Origin of the sequence: Amycolatopsis sp. 195334CR, from assembly GCF_017309385.1 — a bacterium.
In the GTDB taxonomy this organism is placed as follows: domain Bacteria; phylum Actinomycetota; class Actinomycetes; order Mycobacteriales; family Pseudonocardiaceae; genus Amycolatopsis.
Map to the genome: position 1 here is coordinate 2,188,775 of NZ_JAFJMJ010000002.1, position 22,851 is coordinate 2,211,625.

10 protein-coding genes are annotated in these 22,851 nt (G+C 72.5%); 3 read left to right on the plus strand and 7 right to left on the minus strand.

Features of this window, described 5'->3' with window-relative positions:
* Window positions 1-50 precede the first annotated feature (50 nt).
* The 7 genes from JYK18_RS33280 to JYK18_RS33310 are packed head-to-tail and all read right to left on the minus strand — an operon-like array spanning window position 51 to window position 7,220.
* Window positions 51-1,439, minus strand: coding sequence for a class II 3-deoxy-7-phosphoheptulonate synthase (locus JYK18_RS33280; protein ID WP_206808273.1), 1,389 nt, complete (start codon window positions 1,437-1,439; stop codon window positions 51-53).
* Window positions 1,436-2,182 (minus strand): tryptophan synthase subunit alpha, encoded by a 747-nt coding sequence (gene trpA / locus JYK18_RS33285; RefSeq protein WP_206807368.1) that lies wholly within the window; start codon window positions 2,180-2,182, stop codon window positions 1,436-1,438. Before trpA ends, JYK18_RS33280 begins: the two co-directional genes overlap by 4 nt.
* Window positions 2,169-3,383, minus strand: a complete 1,215-nt coding sequence (trpB, locus tag JYK18_RS33290; RefSeq protein WP_307796169.1) for a tryptophan synthase subunit beta — start codon at window positions 3,381-3,383, stop codon at window positions 2,169-2,171. The genes trpA and trpB overlap by 14 nt, the downstream gene beginning before the upstream one ends.
* Entirely contained in the window at window positions 3,376-4,170 is a 795-nt protein-coding gene (gene trpC / locus JYK18_RS33295) for an indole-3-glycerol phosphate synthase TrpC (protein ID WP_307796170.1), read from the minus strand. The genes trpB and trpC overlap by 8 nt, the downstream gene beginning before the upstream one ends.
* Entirely contained in the window at window positions 4,167-5,195 is a 1,029-nt protein-coding gene (gene trpD, locus JYK18_RS33300; protein ID WP_206807369.1) for an anthranilate phosphoribosyltransferase, read from the minus strand. Before trpD ends, trpC begins: the two co-directional genes overlap by 4 nt.
* Window positions 5,188-5,757, minus strand: a complete 570-nt coding sequence (locus JYK18_RS33305; protein WP_206807370.1) for an aminodeoxychorismate/anthranilate synthase component II — start codon at window positions 5,755-5,757, stop codon at window positions 5,188-5,190. The genes trpD and JYK18_RS33305 overlap by 8 nt, the downstream gene beginning before the upstream one ends.
* Window positions 5,754-7,220, minus strand: coding sequence for an anthranilate synthase component I family protein (locus tag JYK18_RS33310; RefSeq protein WP_206807371.1), 1,467 nt, complete (start codon window positions 7,218-7,220; stop codon window positions 5,754-5,756). The genes JYK18_RS33305 and JYK18_RS33310 overlap by 4 nt, the downstream gene beginning before the upstream one ends.
* Before the next feature lie 275 nt (window positions 7,221-7,495).
* Between JYK18_RS33310 and JYK18_RS33315 the strand changes: the two genes are divergently transcribed.
* From JYK18_RS33315 to JYK18_RS33325, 3 genes are read left to right on the plus strand one after another with little or no spacing between them, the layout of a single operon-like run.
* The gene (locus JYK18_RS33315; protein ID WP_206807372.1) at window positions 7,496-16,687 is read left to right on the plus strand and encodes a non-ribosomal peptide synthetase; all 9,192 of its coding nucleotides are present in this window, start codon (window positions 7,496-7,498) and stop codon (window positions 16,685-16,687) included.
* 8 nt (window positions 16,688-16,695) lie between these two features.
* On the plus strand, window positions 16,696-21,855 hold the full coding sequence (locus tag JYK18_RS33320; RefSeq protein WP_206807373.1) for a condensation domain-containing protein: 5,160 nt from the start codon (window positions 16,696-16,698) through the stop codon (window positions 21,853-21,855).
* Window positions 21,852-22,850: a 3-oxoacyl-ACP synthase gene (locus JYK18_RS33325; protein WP_307796171.1), complete on the plus strand. Its 999-nt coding sequence runs from the start codon at window positions 21,852-21,854 to the stop codon at window positions 22,848-22,850. Before JYK18_RS33320 ends, JYK18_RS33325 begins: the two co-directional genes overlap by 4 nt.
* The last annotated feature ends 1 nt before the right edge of the window (window position 22,851 follow it).

The following is a 22,851-nucleotide window of genomic DNA, read 5'->3' on the forward strand; positions in this document are numbered from 1 at the left end:
GTAGTCACAATCAGCTGCCGGGTTGGGGAACCACCACCCCCGGCCGCGAATCAAGCATGATGCTCCCGCAGCAACTGAGCGATCTGGAACGCCAACTCGATCGACTGGCTCGCGTTCAACCGCGGATCACAGGCGGTTTCGTACCGGGTACCCAGATGGGTGTCGAGCACCTCGTCGGCACCGCCGAGGCATTCGGTCACGTCGTCCCCGGTCAATTCCAGGTGGACCCCACCCGGGTGCACACCTTCCGCGCGGTGCGCCGAGAAGAAGCCGGCGATCTCCGCGGTGATGTCCGAGAGGCGCCGCGTCTTGTAACCGCTCTGGGAAACAAAAGTATTGCCGTGCATGGGGTCGCACGCCCACACCGGCGAATGCCCGGTCGACCGCACGGCCCGCAGCAGCGGCGGCAGCAGATCCCCCACGCGCTCGGCGCCGAGGCGGGCGATGAGCACCAGCCTGCCCGGCACGAAGTCCGGGTCGAGCCGGTCGCACAGCGCGCGCAGGTCGTCCGCGGTGGTCGACGGGCCCACCTTGAGCCCGATCGGGTTGGCCACCCCGGACAGGAACTCCACGTGCGCACCATCGAGCTGCCGGGTGCGGTCGCCGATCCAGAGCAGGTGCGCGCTGGTGTCGAACCAGCTGCCGGTCGCCTGGTCGAACCGGGTCAGCGACTGCTCGTACTCCGGCAGCAGCGCCTCGTGCGAGGTGAACAGCTGGACCTGGTGCAGCGCCTGCATCCCGCCGGTGTCGACCCCGCAGGCGGACATGAACCGCAGCGCCCAGGTGATCGCGTCGGCCGCCGCCTCGTAGTGCCGTCCGGCCGGGCTGGCCAGCACGAACTCCTGGTTCCAGGCGTGCACCTGGTCCAGGTCGGCGAACCCGCCCTGGGTCAGCGCCCGCAGCACGTTCAGCGTGGCCGAGGCGTGGTGGTAGGCCCGCCGCATCCGGTCGGCGTCCGGGACCCGCGCTTCGGGTGTGGGTTCCGGGCTGTTCACGATGTCCCCGCGGAACACCGGCAGCTCCACCCCGTCGACCACCTCGGTGGGCTTGCTGCGGGGTTTGGCGAACTGGCCGCCGATGCGCCCCACCTTGACCACCGGCAGCCCGGAGCCGTAGGTGAGCAGGATGGCCAGCTGCAGGATCACCCGCAGCTTGCTCCGCACCCCCTGTTCGGTGCAGGAGCGGAAGGTTTCCGCGCAGTCACCGGCCTGCAGCAGGAACGACTGTCCACTCGCGACGGACGCGAGCTGCCGCTGGAGCGAGGTGATCTCGGCGGGCAGCACCAGCGGTGGCTGCAGCGCCAGTTCGTCGGCCACCGCCCGCACGGCCAGCGGATCCGGCCAGTCGGGTTGCTGGTGGATGGGCAGCCCGCGCCACGAACCGGGCTGCCAGTCCACCGGGGCGCGGTGCGCGGCGGCGAGTTCGGGTACCAGGGTCATCTGCATGCTGAAAGCAGCTCCTTCACCAGTGCCGAGGGGTCGTCCCCCTGTTCGATCCGGCCGACGATGGCGCTGCCGACGACGGCGGCGTCGGCGTGCCCGCGCAACGCGGTCAGCTGGTCCGGCCGCGAGATGCCGAACCCGGCGGCGACCGGCAGCGCGGTGGCGGCCCGGACGCGGTCGAGCAGGCCGGTCACGTCGGCGGGCAGGGCGGACCGGCTGCCGGTGATGCCGGTGACGGTCACGCAGTAGACGAATCCGGTGGAGGCCGCGCAGGCCGCCGCCACCCGGGGCGCGGAACTCGTCGGCGCCACCAGGAACACCGTGTCCAGTCCGGCCGCGCGCAACGCCGGGGCCACCGGCGCGGCCTCCTCCACGGGCAGGTCCGGCACGATCACCCCGGCCACCCCCGCCTGCGCGGCGTCGGCGGCGAACCGCTCGGGGCCGTAGTGCAGCACGGGGTTGACGTAGGTCATCAGCACCACTGGCGCGCCCTGCTCGGCGGCGATGTCGGCGGCCGTCTCCAGGCAGGTCTCGACGGTGGCGCCGGCGTCCAGCGCGCGGCGGCCCGCCCGCTGGATCACCGGGCCGTCGGCCAGCGGGTCGCTGTAGGGCACGCCCAGTTCGATCGCGCCCACCCCGGCCGCGGCGAACCGCTTGCCGAGCTCGCGGGTGGTCCGGTCGTCCGGATCGCCCGCCATCAGGTACGGCACCAGCGCGATGCCGCCGTCAGGTCGCCGCAAGCGCGCCGATAGCCGGGTTGCCGTTGGTGTGCTCATCCACCGCCCCTGTCACCGTGTCCATGTCCTTGTCACCCCGGCCCGAAAGGCAGACCAGGATCCGCCCGCCGGGGCCGAGTTCGGCGGCCAGCGTGCCCGCGTGCCGCAGCGCGTGCGAGGTCTCCAGCGCCGGGAGAATGCCTTCGAGCCGGGTGCACAGGCGGTACGCCGCCAGCGCCCCGTCGTCGTCGACGGCCACGTACGAGGCGCGGCCCTGTTCGGCGAGCATCGCGTGCTCGGGACCGACGCCCGGGTAGTCCAGCCCCGCCGAGATCGAGTGGGTGGGCCGGATCTGCCCGTCGTCGTCCTGGAGCACGTAGCTGAAACTGCCGTGCAGCACGCCGGGCGTGCCCCTGGCCGCGGCCGCGGCGTGCTCGCCGATGCCGGTGCCCGTCCCGCCGCCTTCGACGCCGATCAGCCGCACGCCGGTGTCGTCGAGGAAACCGCTGAACATGCCGATCGAATTGGACCCGCCGCCGACGCACGCCAGCACCACGTCCGGGAGCACGCCCTCGGCGGCGAGGTACTGCTCGCGCGCCTCGTCGCCGATCACCCGCTGGAACTCGCGGACCATGGCGGGGTACGGGGCCGGGCCCACCGCGGACCCGATGATGTAGTGCGTGTCGCGCACGTTGGTCACCCAGTCGCGGATGGCCTCGGAGGTGGCGTCGGTGAGCGTGCCGGTGCCGGAGGTGACCGGCCGGACCTCGGCGCCGAGCAGGCGCATCCGGCGGACGTTGACCTCCTGGCGCCGCATGTCCAGCGCACCCATGTAGATCGTGCAGGACAGCCCGAAGCGCGCGCAGACGGTGGCCGTGGCCACCCCGTGCTGCCCGGCGCCGGTCTCGGCGATGATCCGCCGCTTGCCCATGTGCCGGGCCAGCACGGCCTGCCCGAGCGCGTTGTTGAGCTTGTGCGCGCCGGTGTGGCACAGGTCCTCGCGCTTGAAGTGGATCTTGGCTCCGCCGTGGTGCTCGGTCAGCCGTTCCGCCTCGTAGAGCGGGGTCGGCCGGCCGACGAAGGTGGCCGAGCGCTGCCGCAGCTCGGCCAGGAAGGCCTCGTCGGTGCGCAGGTGCTGCCAGGTCTCGCGCAGTTCGTCCAGCGCGACCATCAGGGTTTCGGGAACGTAGCGGCCGCCGAACCGGCCGAAGCGGCCCTCACTCACCGTCGCTCAACTCCTCGATCGTGGTCGCCGGATCGGCCGACCGCATCAGCAGTTCGCCGACGAGCACCGCGTCGGCGCCGTCCTTCCGCATCCGGCGGGCGTCGCCCGCGCCACCGATCCCGCTCTCGGCCACCAGCAGCGGCTCTCCGCCGACGTGACGGCGGATCCGCCCGGACAGGGTCAGGTCGATGCTGAAGTCGCGGAGGTCGCGGTGGTTCACCCCGAGCACCCGCGTTCCGGCGGCCAGCGCCCGGTCGGCTTCCGCGGTGTCGTGCACCTCGACCAGCGCCTCCATGCCGAGTTCGCGGGTGAGCGCGAGCAACTCGGCCAGTTGCCCACCGGGCAGGGCCGCCACGATCAGCAGCAACGCGTCGGCGCCGAAGGCCCTGGCTTCGTAGACCTGGTACTCGTCGGTGATGAAGTCCTTGCGCAGCACCGGAACCCGCGCCTCGGTACGGGCGATCGGCAGGTCGTCGACGGACCCGCCGAAGCCCTCTTCGTGGGTCAGCACGGAAATCGCGGCGGCCCCGCCCGCGCGGTAGGCCGCGGCCAGCCCGGCCGGGCGGTAGTCGTCGGTGAGCGGACCCTTCGACGGGCTGCGTGGTTTCAGTTCGGCGATCACCCCGAGACCGGGACGGCCCAGCGCCGCGGCGAAATCGCGGGGTGCGGGCGCGACCGCGGCTCGTTCGCGCAGTTCGGCGAGCGGGGTGGTGGTGCGGTGCTTCTCGGTCTGCCGGTCCGCCGCGTCGAGCAGCTTCCCGAGGATCCCGGAACGGGCGGCGATCACGCGGGCACCTCTTCGGTTTCCGCGTGCCACGAGGTCACGGTCCAGTTCTCCAGCAGTTCGCCGGCCGCGCCGCTGTCGAGCGCCCGCGCGGCGAGGTCCAAGCCCTCAGCCCAGTGGGCCGCGCGTTCGGCGGCCTTCAGCGCGGCCGCGGCGTTGAGCAGGACCACGTCCCGCGCCGGGCCGGTCTCACCCCCGAGCACGCGGCGGATGATCTCGGCGTTGACCTGCTTGTCCCCACCGGTCAGCGCACCGGGCCCGGCGGGGGCCAGGCCGAGCTCGGCCGGGTCCAGCCGGGACACCTGGTACCCGTCGCCGGTCACCTCGGCCACCACCGCGGGCGCGGCGGTGCTCAGCTCGTCCATGCCGTCCTCGGAGTGGAACACCAGCGCGTGCCGCACGCCGAGGCGGCCGAGCACCTCGGCCATCGGCGCGACCAGGTCCTGGCTCGGCACGCCGACCGTGCGGAACTCCGCGTTGGCCGGATTGCACAACGGGCCCAGCAGGTTGAACACGGTGCGGACACCGAGTTCACGCCGGGGCCCGGCGGCGTGGCGGAAGGCGGGGTGGAACACCGGCGCGTACAGGAAGGTGATCCCCGCGGTCCTCAGGCAGTGGGCCGCGCCGGCCGGTCCGAGGTCGACGCGCACGCCCAGTTCCTCCAGCACGTCGGCGCTGCCGCAGGCCGAGGAGACGCTGCGGTTGCCGTGCTTGGCCACCGGCACCCCGCACGCCGCGGCCACGATCGCCGCGGTGGTGGAGATGTTGAAGGTGTCCAGCCCGTCCCCGCCGGTGCCGCAGGTGTCCAGCACCCCGGGATCGATCGCCAGCGGGGTGGCGAATTCGCGGGCCGCCAGCGCCATCCCGGTGATCTCGTCCACGGTCTCACCGCGGGCGGCCAGCGCCATCGCGAAGCCGGCGATCCGGGCCTGGCCCGCCTCCCCGGACATGATCACCCGCATCGCGTCGGCGGCCTGTTCCGTGCTCAGCGCCTGCCCTCTGGCCAGCGGTCCCAGCTGTTCAATCATCAGCGTGCTCCAGGAAGTTGGCGATCAGTTGCTTGCCCTCCGGGCTGAACACCGACTCGGGGTGGAACTGCACCCCGAAGGTCGGGTGCGCGCGGTGGCGCAGGCCCATCACCACCGGGCCGGCGGTGGCGTTGACCACCAGCTCGGCGGGCACGGTGGCCGGATCGACGACCAGCGAGTGGTACCGGGTGGCGGTGAACGGGTCGGGCAGCCCGGCGAGCACGCCGGTGCCGTCGTGGGCCACCGGCGAGGTCTTGCCGTGCATCGGCGCGCCGCGGCGGATCACGCCGCCGAAGGCCGCAGCGATGACCTGGTGACCGAGGCAGACACCGAGGATCGGCAGCCTGCCGCTGAGTTCGCGGACGGCGGCCAGTGAAATCCCCGCCTCGGCCGGCGTTTTCGGGCCGGGGGAGATGACCAGCAGGTCGTGCCCGGCGAGTTCGTCCACAGTGGTCTCGTCGTTGCGGCGCACCACCGGTTCGGCGCCCGCCTCGGCCAGGTAGTGCACCAGGTTGTAGGTGAACGAGTCGTAGTTGTCGATCACGGCGACCCGGGGCCTCACGGGCGGGCCTCCGCCGCGTGCACGGCGGTGAGCATGGCTCGTGCCTTGTGGCAGGTTTCCCGGTACTCGGCGGTGGGATCGGAGTCGGCCACCACCCCGGCGCCCGCCTGCACGTGGACCTGCCCGTCGGCGATCACCATGGTGCGCAGGGCGATGGCGAGATCGGCGGCACCGCCGAAGCCCACCGTGCCGATCGCGCCGCCGTAGACCCCGCGCCGCTCGTCCTCCAGCTCGGCGATGATCTCCATCGCGCGGATCTTCGGCGCGCCGGAGAGGGTGCCGGCCGGGAAGGTGGACCGGAGCGCGTCCAGTCCGGTCCGGCCGGGCGACAGTTCACCGGACACAGTGGACGAAATGTGCATCACGTGGGAGAACCGCTCGATCCGCATCAGCTCGTCGACGGTCACCGTGCCGGGCACGGTGACCCGGCCGAGGTCGTGCCGCCCGAGATCGACCAGCATCACGTGCTCGGCCCGCTCCTTCTCGTCGGCGAGCAGTTCCAGCTCCAGCGCGAGGTCGTCGGCGGCATCGGTGCCGCGCGGGCGGGTGCCCGCCAGCGGCCGGGTCTGCACGCGGCGGCCGTCGGCCCTGACCAGCAGTTCGGGGGAGGCGCCGACGATGTGCCTGCCCCCGCCGAGGCTGAGGTGGTACATGTACGGCGAGGGATTGGTGGCGCGCAGCTGCCGGTAGAGGTCGAGCGGACTGGCCTCCAGCGGTTTGCTGAACCGCTGGGAGAGCACGATCTGGAAGGCGTCGCCCGCGGCGATGTACTCCTTGGCCCGCTCGACCCTGGCCTCGAACTCGGCCTGGGTGAAGTTGGACCGCCAGCCGGCCAGCACGTCCGCCGGTGGCTCCGGGCTGGTGGTGAAAGGCGCGGGCGGGACCGGCGTCAGCAACCGCTCGCGGATCTCGGCGAGCCTGCCGGTGGCGGCGTCGTAGCTCTCCTCGCGCGGGCGGTGCGCGGTGATCAGCAGCACCCGGCGCGTGGCGTGGTCGAACACGACGAGGTCGTCACAACTGAGGAACGCCGATTCGGGCAACCCCGGCGGCGCCCCGGCGGACACCGGGAGGCGTTCGAAGTGCCGGGCCGTCTCGTACCCGAGATACCCCATGGCACCCCCGTGGAACGGCGGCAGCCCGCGCACCGGCGCGACCGAGCGGTCGAGCAGCGCGGCCAGGGCGTCGAGCGGGTCACCGGCGGGCAGTTCCAGCGGGCGCGGCCGGTAACCGAGGTAGGAATACCGCGCCACCCCACCGGAAACCGGCACGCTCTCCAGCAGGAAGCCCGGTTCGTCCGGGCCGCACAGCTGGGTGAACGCGGTGACCGGGGTGACCAGGTCGGCCAGGAACTCCTGGTACACCGGGACGATCTCGTGGTCGCGCGCGAGGGCGGCGGTGGTGGTCCGATCGGGCGTGGACCGGTGGTCCGCGGCGAGCACCTGCTCGGCGAGGTCGGTCGTCATGGGCACTCCAATCGGCGGAGCTACCCGCCGTCCAGGCTGTCGGGTCCGGAGGAAATCGTGCGCGGAAAAAACGTGCGGAGAGCTGACCCGCGGAGCGTAGGTTCGGGCGCGGTGGCCGCGCCAGTGGGTTAAGCGGCCGGTAAAACGGCCTGCGTCAGGTGTACCACCAACCGCGCTGAACTGCGATATTCATTCTCCGCGCGCGCTTATAGCCGTTGTAGAGGACGGGCTGCGAAGCTGGCGGTCTTCGACCAGTCGGGGAGAACGGGGGGCGGATGCGCAGCTCGGCCGTGCTCGAATTGTTCGGGTCGCGGGTTTCCCGCTCCCCGGACGCGATCGCCGTGCGTTCCGGGCGGGAGGCCGTGAGCTACGGCCAGCTGGACCTCGCCTCGGCACGGCTCGCCTTCCGCCTGGCCGCAGGCGGCGCCGGGCCGGGAAAAGTGGTGGCACTGCACCTGGACCGCGGTCCGGAGCTGGTGATCGGGCTGCTCGCCGTGCTCCGGACCGGTGCCGCGTTCGTACCGCTGGACGCCGCTCATCCGGCCGGGCGGCTGCGGTGGCTGCTGGAGGATTCGGGTGCCGATCAGGTCGTTTCGAATTCACCGCTGCCCGGCGGTTTCGGGAATTGCGCGGTGGTTCCGGTGGTCGGCCCCGGCACGGAGTTGTTGCCGGAACGGCCGATCGATCCGGCGGCCGCCGCCTACCTCATGTACACCTCCGGATCCACCGGTCCACCCAAGGGCGTGGTGGTCGAACACCGCCAATTGGCCTCTGTGTGCGCGGTGTGGGAAGAACTGTACCGGTTGCGTGAACGTCCGCTGGAATTCGTTTCCGTGACCGGTTTCGCCACCGATCTGTTCTTCGCCGATTTCGCCCGTTCGGTGCTGTACGGCGGGACGCTGATCCTCGCCCCTCGTGAAGCCATCACCGACCCCGCGCGACTGCTCGACCTCATCGAGCACACGGGTGGCACCGCGCTCGAACTGCTGCCGTCGCTCGCGAAGGCACTGGGCCAGGAAGCGGCACGGCGTGGTGGCATGCCACCGCTGGACCTGGTGTCGGTGGGATCCGAGGCGTGGCCGAGTGGGGACGGCCGTGCCTTCCGCGCCCTGCTGAGCCCGGAAACCCTGCTGTTCAACGCGTACGGCACCACGGAGACCACAGTGGACTCCTGCGTGTACCGCGTGGCGTCACCGGATGATTGGCCGGGCTCGGTGCCGATCGGCCGCCCGGTGCCCGGAACCACCGCCTACGTGCTCGACGAGGACCTGGCCGATGCCGAGACCGGTGAGCTGTACCTCGGCGGCGAAGGCGTGGCGCGGGGATACCACCGGCGCCCCGGGCTCACCGCCTCCCGCTTCCTGCCCGACCCGTTCCGCCCCGGCAAGACCATGTACCGCACCGGCGACCTGGTCAGGCGCCAGGAGAACGGGGTGCTCGAACACCTGGGCCGGGTCGACGACCAGCTCAAGATCCGCGGTTTCCGCGTCGAACCGGGAGAAATCGAGAACGTCCTGGTCCGGCACCCCGCGGTGGACCGGGCGGTGGTCGCGTCACCGGACGAGCCGGGGCGCCGAAGACTCGTCGCCTACTTCGTGCCCGTCGAAGCGGAACCGCCGGCGACGGCGCACCTTCGCGAGTTCCTGGCGGCCAGGCTGCCGGAACACCTGGTGCCGACCGCGTTCGTCGCGCTGGAGCGCTTCCCGGTACTGCCCGGCGGGAAGGTCGATCGCCGCGCGCTGCCCGCTCCGCCGCGCACGGTCGAGGGCGCGGAACCGCGCACCGAGTCGGAACGCGTTCTCGCCGGGATCTGGCGTGAGGTGCTCGAACTCGACCACGTCGGTATCGACGACAACTTCTTCGATCTGGGCGGGGATTCGATCCTCGGCATCCAGGTCGGCGCGCTCGCCAGGGCACGGCTCGGGGTGGTCTGGCCCTATCGCGCGTTGTTCGACCGGCCGACCGTCGCGGAACTGGCGGCGCTGCCCGGTGAACCGGCGACGGAGGTGCGCGTCGCGGAAGCGGGGGACCGGTTCCCCGTGTCGTTCGCGCAGCGGCGGCTCTGGTTCCTGCACACGCACTCACCCGGCGCGGAGTACAACCTCCCGAAAGCGCTGCGGTTGCGCGGCGAACTGGACGTCGACGCCCTGCGATCGGCCTTGACCGCGCTGGTGGAACGGCACGAGATCCTGCGCACGAGCTTCCCGGTCGAGCGCGACGTGCCCTGGCAACGGATACACCCACCGGCCCCGGCCGACCTCGAACTGGTCGACCTCGACGGGGAGCAGGGCCTGGACGATCTCCTGCACGCCGAGGCGGAGGTGGTCTTCGACCTGGCCGAGCGCCCGCCGGTACGGCTGGTGCTGGCGAAGCTCGGTCCCCGGGACCACGTCCTGGTGCTGAACCTGCACCACCTGCTGACCGACGACTGGACCAGCCAGATCCTGCTCGCCGAACTGGCGGAGCACTACCGCGCGGCGGTTACGGGCGAGGCGTCGCGCCTGCCGCCGCTACCCGCCCGATACGCGGATTTCGCACGCTGGCAGGCCGAACACCTCACCCCTGAACTCGCCGACCGGCAGTTGTCCTTCTGGCGCACCCAGCTAGCTGGGCTGCGCCCCTTCGAACTCCCACCGGACCGGCCGCGACCGGCCCGCCGCTCGGCCGAGGGGGCGGCACACCGGACCGAGTTGTCCCCGGAACTGACCGCCCGGCTGGCCGAGTTCGCCAGGACCCGCCGGGTCACCCTCTTCACCACCCTGCTCGCCGCGGTCAAGCTGGTGTTCGCCCGGCTGGCCGGCGAGCCCGACGTGGCGGTCGCGACGGTGGAGTCCGGGCGGGAGCGGGCCGAGTTCGCCGACGTGGCCGGCTTCTTCGTCGGCACCGTGGTGCTCAGATCCACAGTGGACGAGGAACAAAGCTTCGACGGCCTGCTCGCGCGGGTGCGCGAAACCGTGCTGGCCGCGATGGACAACGCCGACGTGCCGTTCGACCGCGTGGTCTCGGCGCTGGCCCCGAAACGGGACCTGGCCGCCCTGCCGCTGGTCCGCACCGCGGTGGTGATGCAGAACGCGCCGGTGCGCCACGGCGTCTTCCCCGGGTTGTCCGCCGACGAGGTGGACCTGCCGATGACCGCCGCGAACATCGACCTCAACACCGAGTTCCGGCTCGTCGGCGACCGGCTCCACCTCGTCGTCAGCTACCGCACGGACCTCTACGACCGGCGCACGATCGAACGCCTCACCGCACAGCTGACCGAAGTGCTCGCGGCGGTGGTCGAGGAACCGGACCGTCCCCTGTGGACGATGCCGCTGACCACGGCGCCCCTCGCGAAGCCCGTGTTCGGGCTCTCGCTGCCGGCGACCCCGATCCTGTTCGCCGACCTCGCCCGCCGGTACCCCGACGAGGTCGCCGTGGTCGCCGGTGTGGTTGAACTGACCTACCGCGAACTGGCCGAACGGGCCGAGGCACTGGCCGATCGCCTCGCCGAAATCGGCGCCGGGCCGGAGGTCCCGGTGGCCGTCTGCCTGCGGCGCGGGATCGACCTGGTGGTGAGCGTGTTCGCGGTGTTCCAGGCCGGCGCGGTGCTGGTACCGGTCGACCCGGGGCACCCGCCCGACCGGATCGCCTTCGTACTGGCCGACTCCCACGCGCTGGTCGTGCTCACCGACGAGGCGGGCGCGGACCGGCTGCCCGGCGGCGCGCCGGTGCTGCGGGTCGACGGTGCCCAGCCGGTCGCGCCGAAGCGCCGTCAAGTCGTTCCCCAGCCGGACAACCTGGCCTACGTCGAGTACACCTCCGGCTCCACCGGGGTGCCGAAGGCGGTGATGGTCGAACACCGGTCGCTGGTCAACAGCGCGGCGGACGCGCGTGTCCAGCTCGGCCTCGGGCCCGGCACGCGGATGCTGCTGCACTCACCGATCACCTTCGACTTCGGCCTCTGGCAGCTGCTGATGCCGCTGCTGTCCGGCGCGGCGGTCTGCCTGAGCGAGGCGGGGGAGCGGGACGGCACATTGACCCTGGCCGAGCAGATTCGCCGCGACCGGATCACCGTGGCCTCGCTGACCCCGGCCCTGCTGTCCACAGTGGATCCCACCGCGGTGCCCGGGCTGGAACTGGTGACCGTCGGCGGCGAGCAGTGCCCGGCCGAACTGGCCAGGAAGTGGCTGGCGCACACCGCGTTCGGCAACTTCTACGGCCCGACCGAGGCCACCCTGGCCTCCACCGGCCTGATGCTGGCCAGGGGCGCCGATCCGGGCCCGGGTGCGGCGATGCCGATCGGCCCGCCCATCCAGGGCAACACCGGCTACGTGCTCGACCGGTACCTGCGCCCGGTGCCGCCGGGCGTCGACGGTGAGCTGTACATCGGCGGCATCGGGGTGAGCCGGGGTTACTTCGGCCGGCCCGGCCTGACCGCCGACCGCTTCCTGCCGGACCCGTTCGGCCCGCCCGGTTCGCGGGTGTACCGCACCGGTGATCTGGTCCGCCGCCTCGATGACGGCTCCCTGGAGTTCCGCGGCCGGATCGACCGGCAGGTCAAGGCCCGCGGGTTCAGGGTGGAGCCCGCCGAGATCGAGGCGATGCTGACCGGGCTGCCCGAGGTCAGCGAGGCGGCGGTGATCGCCGACGACGGTGGCCGCCTGCTCGCCTACGTGGTCGCGGAAACCCCGCTGGACGACGAACTGCTGCGGGCGGAAACCGCACGGGTGCTCCCGGCGTACATGGTCCCGGCCGCCTTCGTCACCCTCCCCGAACTTCCCCTGACGGTGAACGGAAAGCTCGACCGGGCGGCGCTCCCGGTGCCGGAGGCACGCTCCCGGTGCAGCTACCGCGCGCCCGGAACCGAAGCCGAGGCGCGTCTCGCGGAGATCTTCCGTGAGGTGCTCGACGTGGAACGCGTCGGCGTCGACGACAACTTCTTCGAACTCGGCGGCGACTCGATCCTGAGCATCCGGGTGGCCGCGGGCGCGAACCGCGCGGGTCTCCGGCTGACCTCGCGAGAGGTGTTCGAACGGCAGACTGTCGCCGAGTTGGCGGCCGGGCTGCCCGCCGAACCGAGCCCGGTGGTGCGCGACGACACGGCCGTGTCGGGTGCGGTGGAACTCACCCCCATCCAGCGGTGGTTCCTCGATACCTTCACCGTCCACCCCGGACAGTTCACCATGTCCCGCTTCCTCGAACTCGCGCCGCGAGTCGACCGGGAGACCGTGCGGACAGCCGTGCTCGCTCTCGTCGCCCACCACGACGCTCTGCGCCTCCGGTTCAGCCGGGAGCACGGGCAGTGGCTCCTCGCGACCGAACCCGGGGAGGTCTTCCGCGCCCATGATCTGTCCGAAGTGGATGACGCCGGTCAAGCGATGGACCGCCGGATGGCGGAGGCCCGCGCGGAACTCGACCTCGCCACCGGTCCGCCGTTCCTGGCCGATCACTTCGACCTGGGGGAGGGGCGGCCACCCCGGCTGCTCCTGACCGTGCACCACTTCGTCGTCGACGGGGTCTCCTGGCGCATCCTGCTGGAAGACCTCCGCACCGCGTGCGCGCGGCGGGACCTCGGCCCCAAGACGACCTCGTTCCAGCAGTGGTCGCGAATGCTCCGCGAGCAGGTGGAAGCGGGCGCGCTGGACGGCGAACTGCCCTACTGGACCCGGGTCCACGAGCGCACCGCACCGCCGCTCCCGCTGGACGGCCCCGGCGGGCAAGGGCGCACCGAGACGATCACCGTCCGGCTGACCGCCGAGGAGACCGCGGCGCTGCTCCGCGAGGTGCCCGGCGTCTACCGCACGCAGGTCAACGACGTGCTGCTCAGCGCGCTGTCGGTGGCCGTGTCCGGCTGGACCGGCCACGATCGCGTGCTGCTGAACCTGGAGACCCACGGCCGGGAGCAACTGCCCGGCCAGGCCGATCCGTCCCGCACGGTCGGCTGGTTCACCAGCCAGTTCCCCCTGGTGCTCGACCTGCCGCGGGACCGGGACTGGCGCACCGTGCTGCGCTCGGTCAAGGAGCAGGTGCGCGAGGTCCCCGGCCGCGGGCAGAACTACGACGCGCTGCGGTACCTGTCCGGGGTGCTCGACGGCGGGCACCCCGCGGAGATCAACTTCAACTACCTCGGCCGGTTCGCCGACGCGGCCAACGAGCTGTACCTCCGCGAGTTGCCGGTCGTCGACGGCCCGCATCCCGAAGAAGCACGCCCGTTCCCGCTGGAAGTCACCGGCGTCGTCGAGGCCGGGGAACTGGTGCTGCGCTGGGACCATTCACCCGCGACACTGGCCGGCGCGACCGTGCGTGGCCTGGCCGAACACACCACCGACGCGCTGCGGGCGATCATCGCGCACTGCCGCGCCGACGGCGCCGGTGGTCGCACCCCGTCGGACTTCCCGCTGGCCGGGCTCGACCAGGCCGCGGTGGACCGGCTGGCCGGTGACGGACGGTCGGTGGAGGACGTCTACCGGCTCACCCCGATGCAGGCCGGGATGCTGTTCCACACCCTGGCCGGCGGCGACGAGGTCTACACCTGCCGGACGAGCGTGACCTTCGACCGCGTGACCGATCCGGCCGCGTTCGCCGAAGCCTGGCAACTGGTGGCCGGTGCGGCCCCGGCGTTGCGCAGCACCGTGCACTGGGCCGGGCTGCCCGAACCCGTCCAGGTGGTGCACCGGCCCGCGCCACTGCCGGTGACCTGGCACGACTGGCGCGAACTCCCCGACGAGCGGGACCTCGTGCGACGCCTGCGTGAGGACGACCAAGCCGCCGGACTGGACCTCACCGGCGCACCGCCGACCCGGCTGGCGTTCGCCCGGCTGGCCGGCGACCGGGTGCACGTGCTGATGACCACGCACCACCTGTTCATCGACGGCTGGAGCCTGGCCAGGCTGCTCTCCGACGTGACCGCCGCGACGGAAGCGCTGAGCCGGGGAGAACAGCCGGACCTGCCACCGCAACGCCCGCTCCGGGACTACTGCGAATGGCTGGCGGCCCAGGACCACGATGCCGTCGCGGCCTACTGGGGCAAGGTGCTCGACGGTTTCCGCGAGCCGACCCCGTTGCCGTTCGACCGCCCGCCCGCGCCCGGACACCGCACCCGCCGGACCGGGACCAGGACGTTGCGGTGGAGCGAAGAGCGCACCACCGGACTCCACGACTTCGCCCGCCGCCACCGGCTCACCGCGCACACCGTGGTCCAGGCGGCGTGGGGCTTGCTGCTGTCCCGGCACGGTGGCACCGGCGAGGTGCTGTTCGGCACCACGGTCTCGGTGCGCCCGCCCGAACTCCCCGGCGCGGAGACGATCATCGGCCCGCTGATCAACACGCTGCCGGTCCGCCTCACCGCGGATCCGGGGACGACCGTGCTGGACTGGCTCGCCGAGATCCAGGCCGGGCAGGCCGAGGCCCGTGAACACGCCTTCTACCCGTTCTCCCGGCAGCAGGAGCTGACCGAGGTGCCGCCGGGCGTGAACCTGTTCGACAGCACCATCGCCTTCGAGAACCACGCGGAGAACCCGTTCGAGGTGGATTTCGACGGCGATGACGTGACCAACTTCGCGCTCGGGCTGGTCGTGTTGCCCGGTTCCTCGCTCCACTTCGAACTGTCCTACGACGAGGACCTGTTCGACGACGCCACCGCGGAACGGCTGGTCGCCCGCCTGGACACCGCACTGCGCTCGCTGACCAGCGCGCCGGAGCAGCCGCTGGCGGCCGTCCGGATCCTGCCCGACGCGGAACTGGACCTGCTCGGCCGCTGGGGCGCGCCACTGCCGCCCGCTCGGCAGCGAACCGCGGCCGAACTCTTCGCCAAGCAGGTGCGCCGCGACCCGGACGCCGTGGCGGTTTCCGGCGGCACCGACCTCACCTACCGAGAGCTGGACGAGCGGGCGGGCAGGCTGGCGCACCGGCTCGGCGTGGGCCGCGAGTCCGTGGTCGGGGTTTGCCTCGACCGCGGTGCCGACGCGCTCACCGGCATGCTCGCGGTGGCCAAGGCCGGGGCCACCTGGCTGCCGATGGACCCGGCCCAGCCACCGGACCGGTTGCGGTGGCTGGCCGAGGACGCCGGTGCGGCCGTGGTGCTGACCGACCGGAATTCGGCGGGACGGTTCCCCCGCGAACTCCGGGTGGACGAGGTGCGGTGGGATCGCGGGCCGGTGCTAGACCGGCCGTCCCGGCTCGACGACGCCGCCTACGTCAGCTACACCTCGGGCACCACCGGGCGGCCGAAGGGCGTGGTGGTGCCGCACCGGGGACTGGCCGCACAGGTGTCGGCGCTGTCGAGATCTATCGGTACCGGGCCGGGAAGCCGGGTGCTGCAGTGGCTTTCCCCCGCCTTCGACGCGTCCATCCTCGAAGTGCTCGCCGCGTTGTTCACCGGCGCGACGCAGGTACCGGCGCCACCGGGCACCCCGGTGACCGGGCTCGCGGAGGTGGCGCGGGCGCACGGCGTGACCCACGCGATGATGCCGCCGTCGGTGCTGGCGGTGCTGCCGGAAACCGACTGGCCCGCCGAGGTCACCGTGCTGACCGGCGGCGAGGCGGTCCCGGCCGCGCTGGCCGCCCGGTGGTCGAAGGGGCGGCGGCTGGTCAATTCCTACGGCCCGACAGAGGTGACCATCAGCCCGACGTTCGGCCGCCCACTGTCCGGAGTGGACGCCCCGCCGATCGGCCTGCCGATCGAGGGCGCCGTGGTCCACCTGCTGGACCCGGCCCTGCGCCCGGTCCCGGTGGGCGTGGTCGGCGAGATCTTCCTCGGTGGCGACGGCGTCGCCCGCGGGTACCACCGCGCGCCGGGCGCGACCGCGGCGAGCTTCGTGGCCGATCCGTTCGGTGAGCCGGGCGCCAGGATGTACCGCACCGGTGACCTGGCGCGGTGGTCCTCCGACGGCGAGCTGTACTTCGCCGGTCGCGTGGACGCGCAGGTGAAGGTGCGCGGGGCACGCGTCGAGCCGGGTGAGGTCGAAGCCGCGCTGCTGCGGCACCCCGAAGTGCGCGAGGCCGCGGTGACGGCGGCGGGCACCGGCGCCGAACGGCGGCTGGTGGCCTGGATCGTGCCGCGGCACCGGCCGGGGCCGACGGCGGGCGAACTCCGCGAGCACCTCGCGGCCATCCTGCCCGAGCAACTGCTGCCCGCCGAGTTCGGCGTGCTCGACCGGATGCCGCTGACCTCGCGAGGCAAGCTCGACCGGGCGAAGCTGGCCGGTACCGCGGTGGCACCCGGCGCTGACTACCTGGCGCCCCGCACGGACAGCGAACGGCTGGTGGCGCGGGCCTGGGCGACCGTGCTCGGCCGCGAGGAGATCGGCGTCCGGGAGAAGTTCTTCGAGGCGGGCGGGTCCTCGCTGACGCTGGTCCGGCTGGCCGGGGAGTTCGCCCGGCTTGGGCGCACCGAACTGCCGGTCGCGGTGCTGCTGGAGCACCCGACCATCGAAGCCATGGCGAAGCGCGTCGGCCAGGCACGACCGGCCGCGGACCACGAACTGTGAGGCAGGGGATGAACGCGGAACCGATAGCGGTGATCGGCGCGGCCTTCGCGCTACCGGGTGGGCTGCGCACCTTCGACGCGTTGCACACCGCGCTGTCCGACGGCCTGGACGCGGTCCGCGCGCCGGGTGCCGACCGTGTGGTGCACGCCGGTGGCGAGTCCGATGTGGACTACCTGCGGCAGGGCTACCTGGACCGGGTGGACGTGTTCGACCACGGCTTCTTCGGCCTCTCCCTCGGCGAGAGCGAGCTGATGGACCCGCACCAGCGGCTGAGCCTGCAACTGGTGCACGAGGCGCTGGAGCACGCCGGGTACGCGCCGTCGGGACTGCGTGGTTCGGACACCGCGGTGATCGTCAGCGCGCCCGACCCGGCCTACGCCCGGCTGTACCAGGGCGAGGACTCCCGGCAGGTGCTGGGCTCGCTCCCGGCGGCCGTCGCGGCCAGGATCGCCTACCTCCTCGACCTCACCGGACCGGCGCTGGTGGTGGACACCGCGTGCAGCGGCAGCCTGAACGCGGTCGCGCTGGCGGTGGCGCACCTGCGGGCCGGCCGGACGGAACTGGCGGTCTGCGGTGGGCTCAGCGTCGATTCGGTACTCACCCCCGCACGTGGTCACGAGCCCTTGCCGGGTGTCGGGTCCGGCGCCGGGGTGTGCCGTCCGTTCGACGCGGGTGCCGACGGCACGGTCGGCGGCGAGGGCGGCGGTTTTGTCGTGCTGAAGCGGCTTTCCGCGGCACTGTCCGATCAGGACAACGTGCTCGCCGTGCTCCGCGGGGTGGCGGTCAACCACAACGGCGCCCGCGCGGTCGGCATGAGCGCGCCGAGCCCGTCCGCCCAGGCCGAGGTGATCCGCGCGGCACGGCACGAAGCGGGCATCGCCGCCGAGACGATCGGTTACGTCGAAGCCCACGGCTCGGCCACGCCGCTCGGTGACGTGATCGAGGTGACCGGGCTGGCCGAGGCGTTTCCCGGCGGGTCGCCGCCGATCGGCTCGGTGAAGAGCAACTTCGGCCACCTCGACCACGCGGCGGGTATCGCCGGGCTGCTCAAGGTGATCTGCGCGCTGCGGTACGGGACGCGGTATCCGACCGTCCACTTCGAACGGTCGAACCCGGCGTTCCCGGCACCGATCGTGGTGGAGACCGAACCGGTGGCCTGGACGGAGGAGCCGAGGCGGGCGGGGCTCAGCTCGTTCGGCATCACCGGGACGAACGTGCACGTGGTGGTGGAGCAGGCTCCGACGGCCACGGCCGTGCCGGACGACGGTGAACCGCGGCTGGTGACCGTGTCGGCGAAAACCCCGGCAGCGCTGACCGAGTACCTGCGGTCGCTGGCGGAGTTCACCGAGAACACCTCGCACTCGCTGGCGCAGATCGCGTCGGTGCTGAACGCGGGCCGCGATGACCACCCGTACCGGCGGGCCTTCGTGGCGCGGGACGTCGGCGAACTCGCCGGGGCACTGAGACAAGCTGTTCCGCCGGAGCGGCCGTCCGCCGAGGTGCCGGTGGTGCTGCTGTTCTCCGGTGACGGGGAGGACTGGGCGCGGCAGTTCGAGCTGTACCAGCTGGTGCGCTCGCTCGGCCTGGACGACACGAGAATGGTCGGCAGCGGCACCGGGAACCTGGCGGTCCGGCTGGCGCGGGGCCGCATCACCCCGGCCGAGGCCGAAGCGGCCGCCGCGGACCTGACCCCGGGCGTCGACCCCGACGGCCTGCGGCGAGCCGTGCGCGGGTTCGTCTCCGACGGCGCGGTGCTGCTGGAGATGGGGAAGGACGGGATCCTCGCCCGGGAGATCGCCGAACTGGAACCGGACCTGCCGATCGTCCGGCTGCTCGCCGACGGCGGCCCGCTCGCGGCGCTGGCCGAACTGTACGAACTCGGGGTGGACCTCGCCTGGCCTGCCGGGGACCGGCCGCCACGGATCGAGGTGCCGACCTACCCGTTCGAACCGGTGTCGTGCTGGGTTCCTCGGCCTCAACCCACCGTCCCCGCACCACCACCCGTCGCCGTGGTCCAGCCGCCGCCCGCCGACGACCTCGAGCAAGCCGTCGCGGCGGTGTGGGCGCGCGTGCTCAAGGCGGAGGGCATCGGCCCCGACTCGGACTACTTCGAACTCGGCGGCACCTCGATCGCCGGGATCAGCCTGATCCGGGAGTTCGAGAACGAACTGCAGGCCCGGCTGAGCTTCACCGAGTTGTACGAGCACCGCACGGTTCGCGCCCTCGCCGCCCTCATCGCGCAGCGCCGGACGGACGGGCCGGTGGACTGGTCCATCCCGGTCCTGCCCCGCGGCGGCCCGCTGCCGATCTCCATCGGCCAGGCGCAGCTGTGGTACCTCGACGTCCTGGACCCGGGCACCCCGCTCTACAACATCCCGCTCGACCTCCGCTACCGCGGCCCGCTGGACCGGGAGGCGATGCGCGGTGCCTTCGCCGACCTGTCGGCCAGGCACGAGATCATGCGCACCCGGATCGTGGCCGACGAGAACGGCCGTCCCCACGCGCTGGCCGACCTCCCGGGCGTGGACCTCCGGATCGTCGAACTGCCCTCGGAGGCGGCGCTCGCCGAAGCAGCACACCGGGAAGGCGCCCGGCCGTTCGACCTGGCCGCCGGGCCGCTGGTGCGGGCCGTGCTCTTCGCCATCGGCGAGCACGACCACCAACTGCTGTGCACCTGGCACCACATCGCCTTCGACGGCTGGTCGCCCCGGATCTTCCTGCGCGACCTGAGCGAGTTCTACACCGCGCGGGTGACCGGCGCCGAACCCGTGCTCCCCGAACTCCCCGTGCAGTACCCGGACTTCGCCGGCTGGCAGCGCACCTGGCTCGACGACGAACGCCGCGAGCGCGCGCTGGTGTTCTGGCGGCGGCAACTGGCGGACCTGCCCCGCACCGAACTGCCGCTCGACCACCCCCGGCCACCGGTCGAAACCCACGCGGGCAAGCTCCTGGGCTTCACGCTGGAGTACGACGTGGCCGAGCGCCTGCGCGAGCTGAGCGCGTCGGCGGGGGTGACCACCTTCGTCACCATGCTCGCGGTGTTCGACGTCCTGCTCTACCGGTGGGCCGGGCACGAGGACGTGGTGGTCGGCGCGGCCACCTCCGGCCGGATCAACCCGGCCACCCACGAACTCATCGGCTACTTCAACAACGTGGTGCCCTTCCGCACCCGCCTGGACGGCAACCCCGGTTTCCGCGACCTCCTGCTCCGCGTGGCCGGCACGGTGGCCGGTGTGCTCGACCACGAAGAGCTGCCGTTCGCCGACATCGTGGCCGATCTGCGCCCGGAGCGGGATCCGTCCCGCCACCCGCTGTTCACCGTGTCCTACACCCACCAGAACACCGAAACCCACCCGGCCGAGGTCCCCGGCATGGTGGTCAGCACCCCGGAGGAACGCGGGTACGGCATCGTCGACGGCACGTCGAAGCTCGACCTGACCCTCGGCCTCGCCGACCAGGACGGCGGCCCGATGGGCTGCTACCTCGAGTACGCCACCGCTCTGTTCGACGAAGCCACCATGGTGCGGCTCGCCGCGTTGTTCCGGCAGATCGTGGCCGAGGTGCTGGACCACCCGGACCGGCCGATCGGCGAACTGGGCCGCGGTGCCGAGAACGACGAACCCCGAGGAGATTCGATGAGCACGCCCACCGACACCGAGCGGGTGCTCCACGGCATCTGGACCGAGCTGCTCGGCCGGGACTCCATCGGCCCGGACGAGGACTTCTTCCTGATCGGCGGTGACTCGATCCTGAGCGTCGGCGTCGCCGCGCGGGCGGCGCGAGCCGGGATCACCGTCACCGCGCAGGACATGCTGAAGTACCCGACCCTGCGGAAACTGGCTGAGATCGCCGCACCGGCACCGGCCCCCGAACCGGCCACCGCCGACAGCGGGCCGATCCCGCTCACCCCGCTCATGCTCGACATGCTGGAAGCGGGCGGGCAGCCGGGGGCCTCCGACTTCGTCGTCTCGGAACTGCTGGAGGTCGCCCCGGGCACCGGGCTCGACCGGCTGCGTGGCGCGCTGGCCGAGCTGGTCCGGTGGCACGAGCCACTGCGGTACCGGTACCGCCGGAACCGCCTCGGCTGGCGGATCGAACCGGCCCCGGCGGTGTCCACTTCGGACATCCTGGACAGCAAGGTGCTCCCGCCGCTGGACGAGGCCGCGGAGCTGGCGCTGCTGACCACCGACGCCGCCGAACTCAGCGCCGAGCTCGACATCACGGCCGGGCGGATGGTGCGGGGCCGCTTCTACGACCGGGGCGCCAGCCGCCCCGGGCTGATGTTGCTGGTGCTGCACCACTTCGCCCACGACGAGATCTCCACCGTCCCGTTGCTCGACGACCTGAACGGCGCGCTGACCGGGAAGAACGACGCCACCGCACCGCGCCCGCCAGCGCTGCGGAACTGGTCCTGCCTGCTCACCGGGCTGGCGCAGAGCGACGAACTGGCCGGCGAACTCGACTACTGGACGAGCGTGCTGCGCCAGGGCGCGGGCGAGGTGCTGCCCGAGAGTTCCGGCAACGCCCCGGGTGTGCTCAAGCGAGTGGTGGAGGGCGAACGGCTCGCCAAGCTGCTCTACGAACCGGGGCCGACCAGCCGCGAGGCGTCGTTGTGCGCGGTGGCCTGCGGCTGGTCGCGCTGGCGCGGTGAGCCGGGTGCGTTCCTGTCCACCATCGGCCACGGCTACCCGAACCCGTTCCGCCCGGAGGACCGCTCGCGCTCGCTGGGCTGGTTCACCAACGGCTTCCCGATGTACCTGCCGGTCGACCCGGCGGCCGACGCCGCGGCCGCGCTGCCCGAGATCGCCGACGTGCGGCGCTCGGTGCCCAACGACGGCGTCGGCTACGGCGTGCTGCGGCGGCTCAGCCCGGCCACCCCGGACGTGCGCGAATTCCGTTCGCTGGCCGAGCCGACGGTGATGGTGGAGCACCGGACCAGCGGGGTGAACCCGATCCGGCTCGGCGGCCCGCTGTCGATCCGGTCGGTGCCGATCCCGCTGCCGATGCCCTCCCTGCTGGCGTTGCGGCCGATCCTGTTCTCCACCTCGGTGCGCGACGGGCGGGCCGAGATCGAACTCGTGCACAGCGAGCGGTTCGGCACGAAGGAGATGGAGGTGCTCGCCGACCGGGTGGCCGAGGCGTTCGCCGAACTGGACGCCGTCCGGTGACCGCCCCGCTGGCGGTCCGCTCGATCGCGGACTTCCGGCCGGAGCGGGTGGTGAAGGTCCCCGACCTGCCGGAGCTGGCCGAGCTGACCGACGCCGAACGACAGGCATGCCTGGCCCTGGGCATCGAGCGGGTCCACGCGGACCCGGACCACGACGCGGTGGACCTGGCCGCGGGCGCGGCGCGGAAGCTGCTCGCCGAAACCGGAGCTTCACCCGGCGCGCTGCTGGTGATCGGCTCCCGTGCGCCGGGGCGGCTGATGAGTTCGGAGGCCACGCGGTTGCAGGAACTGCTGGGCCTGCCCGACGCGCTCACCTTCTCCGTCGGCGGGCTCGGCTGCGTGTCGATCACCCCGGCGCTGCTCACCGCGCGCGGACTGCTGGCCGCCGACCCCGGTCTGGGGGAGGTCCTCGTGGTGCACGGCAGCAAGCCACCGACCCCGCGGCGGTACCGGCACCCGGTCACCGTCAGCGGTGACGGCGGGCAGGCGGTGCTGCTCGCCAGGACGGGCCCGGTGCGCGTGCTCGACATCGCGCAGGCCACCAACGGCGCCTACTGGGATCTGTACACAGTGGACTTCCGGGACCGGCCCACGGCGGACTGGCGCGAGGAGTGCGCCGACACGCGGCGGTATTCGTTCACGCTGGCGATGGAGGGCCGGGCGCGGTTGCGCGAGCTGTACCGCGAACTGCTCGCCAGGAACGGCATGACCACCGGCGACGTGACCTGCCACCTGAGTCAGAACCTGTCGGCCGGGGCGTTCCGGTTCACCGAAGAAGCCCTCGGCGTCCGGCTCGCGGCCGCGTGTGCCGGGAACCTCGCGGTCAACGGGCACCTTGGGCCGAACGACGTCCTGTTCAACCTGTCCGGCGCCATCGCGGGCGGTGAGCTGCCGCCGGGTTCGCGCGCGGTGGTGTTCAACGCCAGCCCGGTCGCGGCGTGGAGCCTGCTGCTGGTCGAACACGCCGGTGGCGAAGCGGAAACGCACTACCTGTAGG

What these genes read in the sequence shown, in the direction of transcription:
- JYK18_RS33280 (WP_206808273.1), bottom strand. Translation starts at nt 1,439, where the DNA reads ATGACCCTGGTACCCGAACTCGCCGCCGCGCACCGCGCCCCGGTGGAC.
- trpD (WP_206807369.1), bottom strand. Translation starts at nt 5,195, where the DNA reads ATGATTGAACAGCTGGGACCGCTGGCCAGAGGGCAGGCGCTGAGCACG.
- JYK18_RS33310 (WP_206807371.1), bottom strand. Translation starts at nt 7,220, where the DNA reads ATGACGACCGACCTCGCCGAGCAGGTGCTCGCCGCGGACCACCGGTCC.
- JYK18_RS33315 (WP_206807372.1), top strand. Translation starts at nt 7,496, where the DNA reads ATGCGCAGCTCGGCCGTGCTCGAATTGTTCGGGTCGCGGGTTTCCCGC.
- JYK18_RS33320 (WP_206807373.1), top strand. Translation starts at nt 16,696, where the DNA reads ATGAACGCGGAACCGATAGCGGTGATCGGCGCGGCCTTCGCGCTACCG.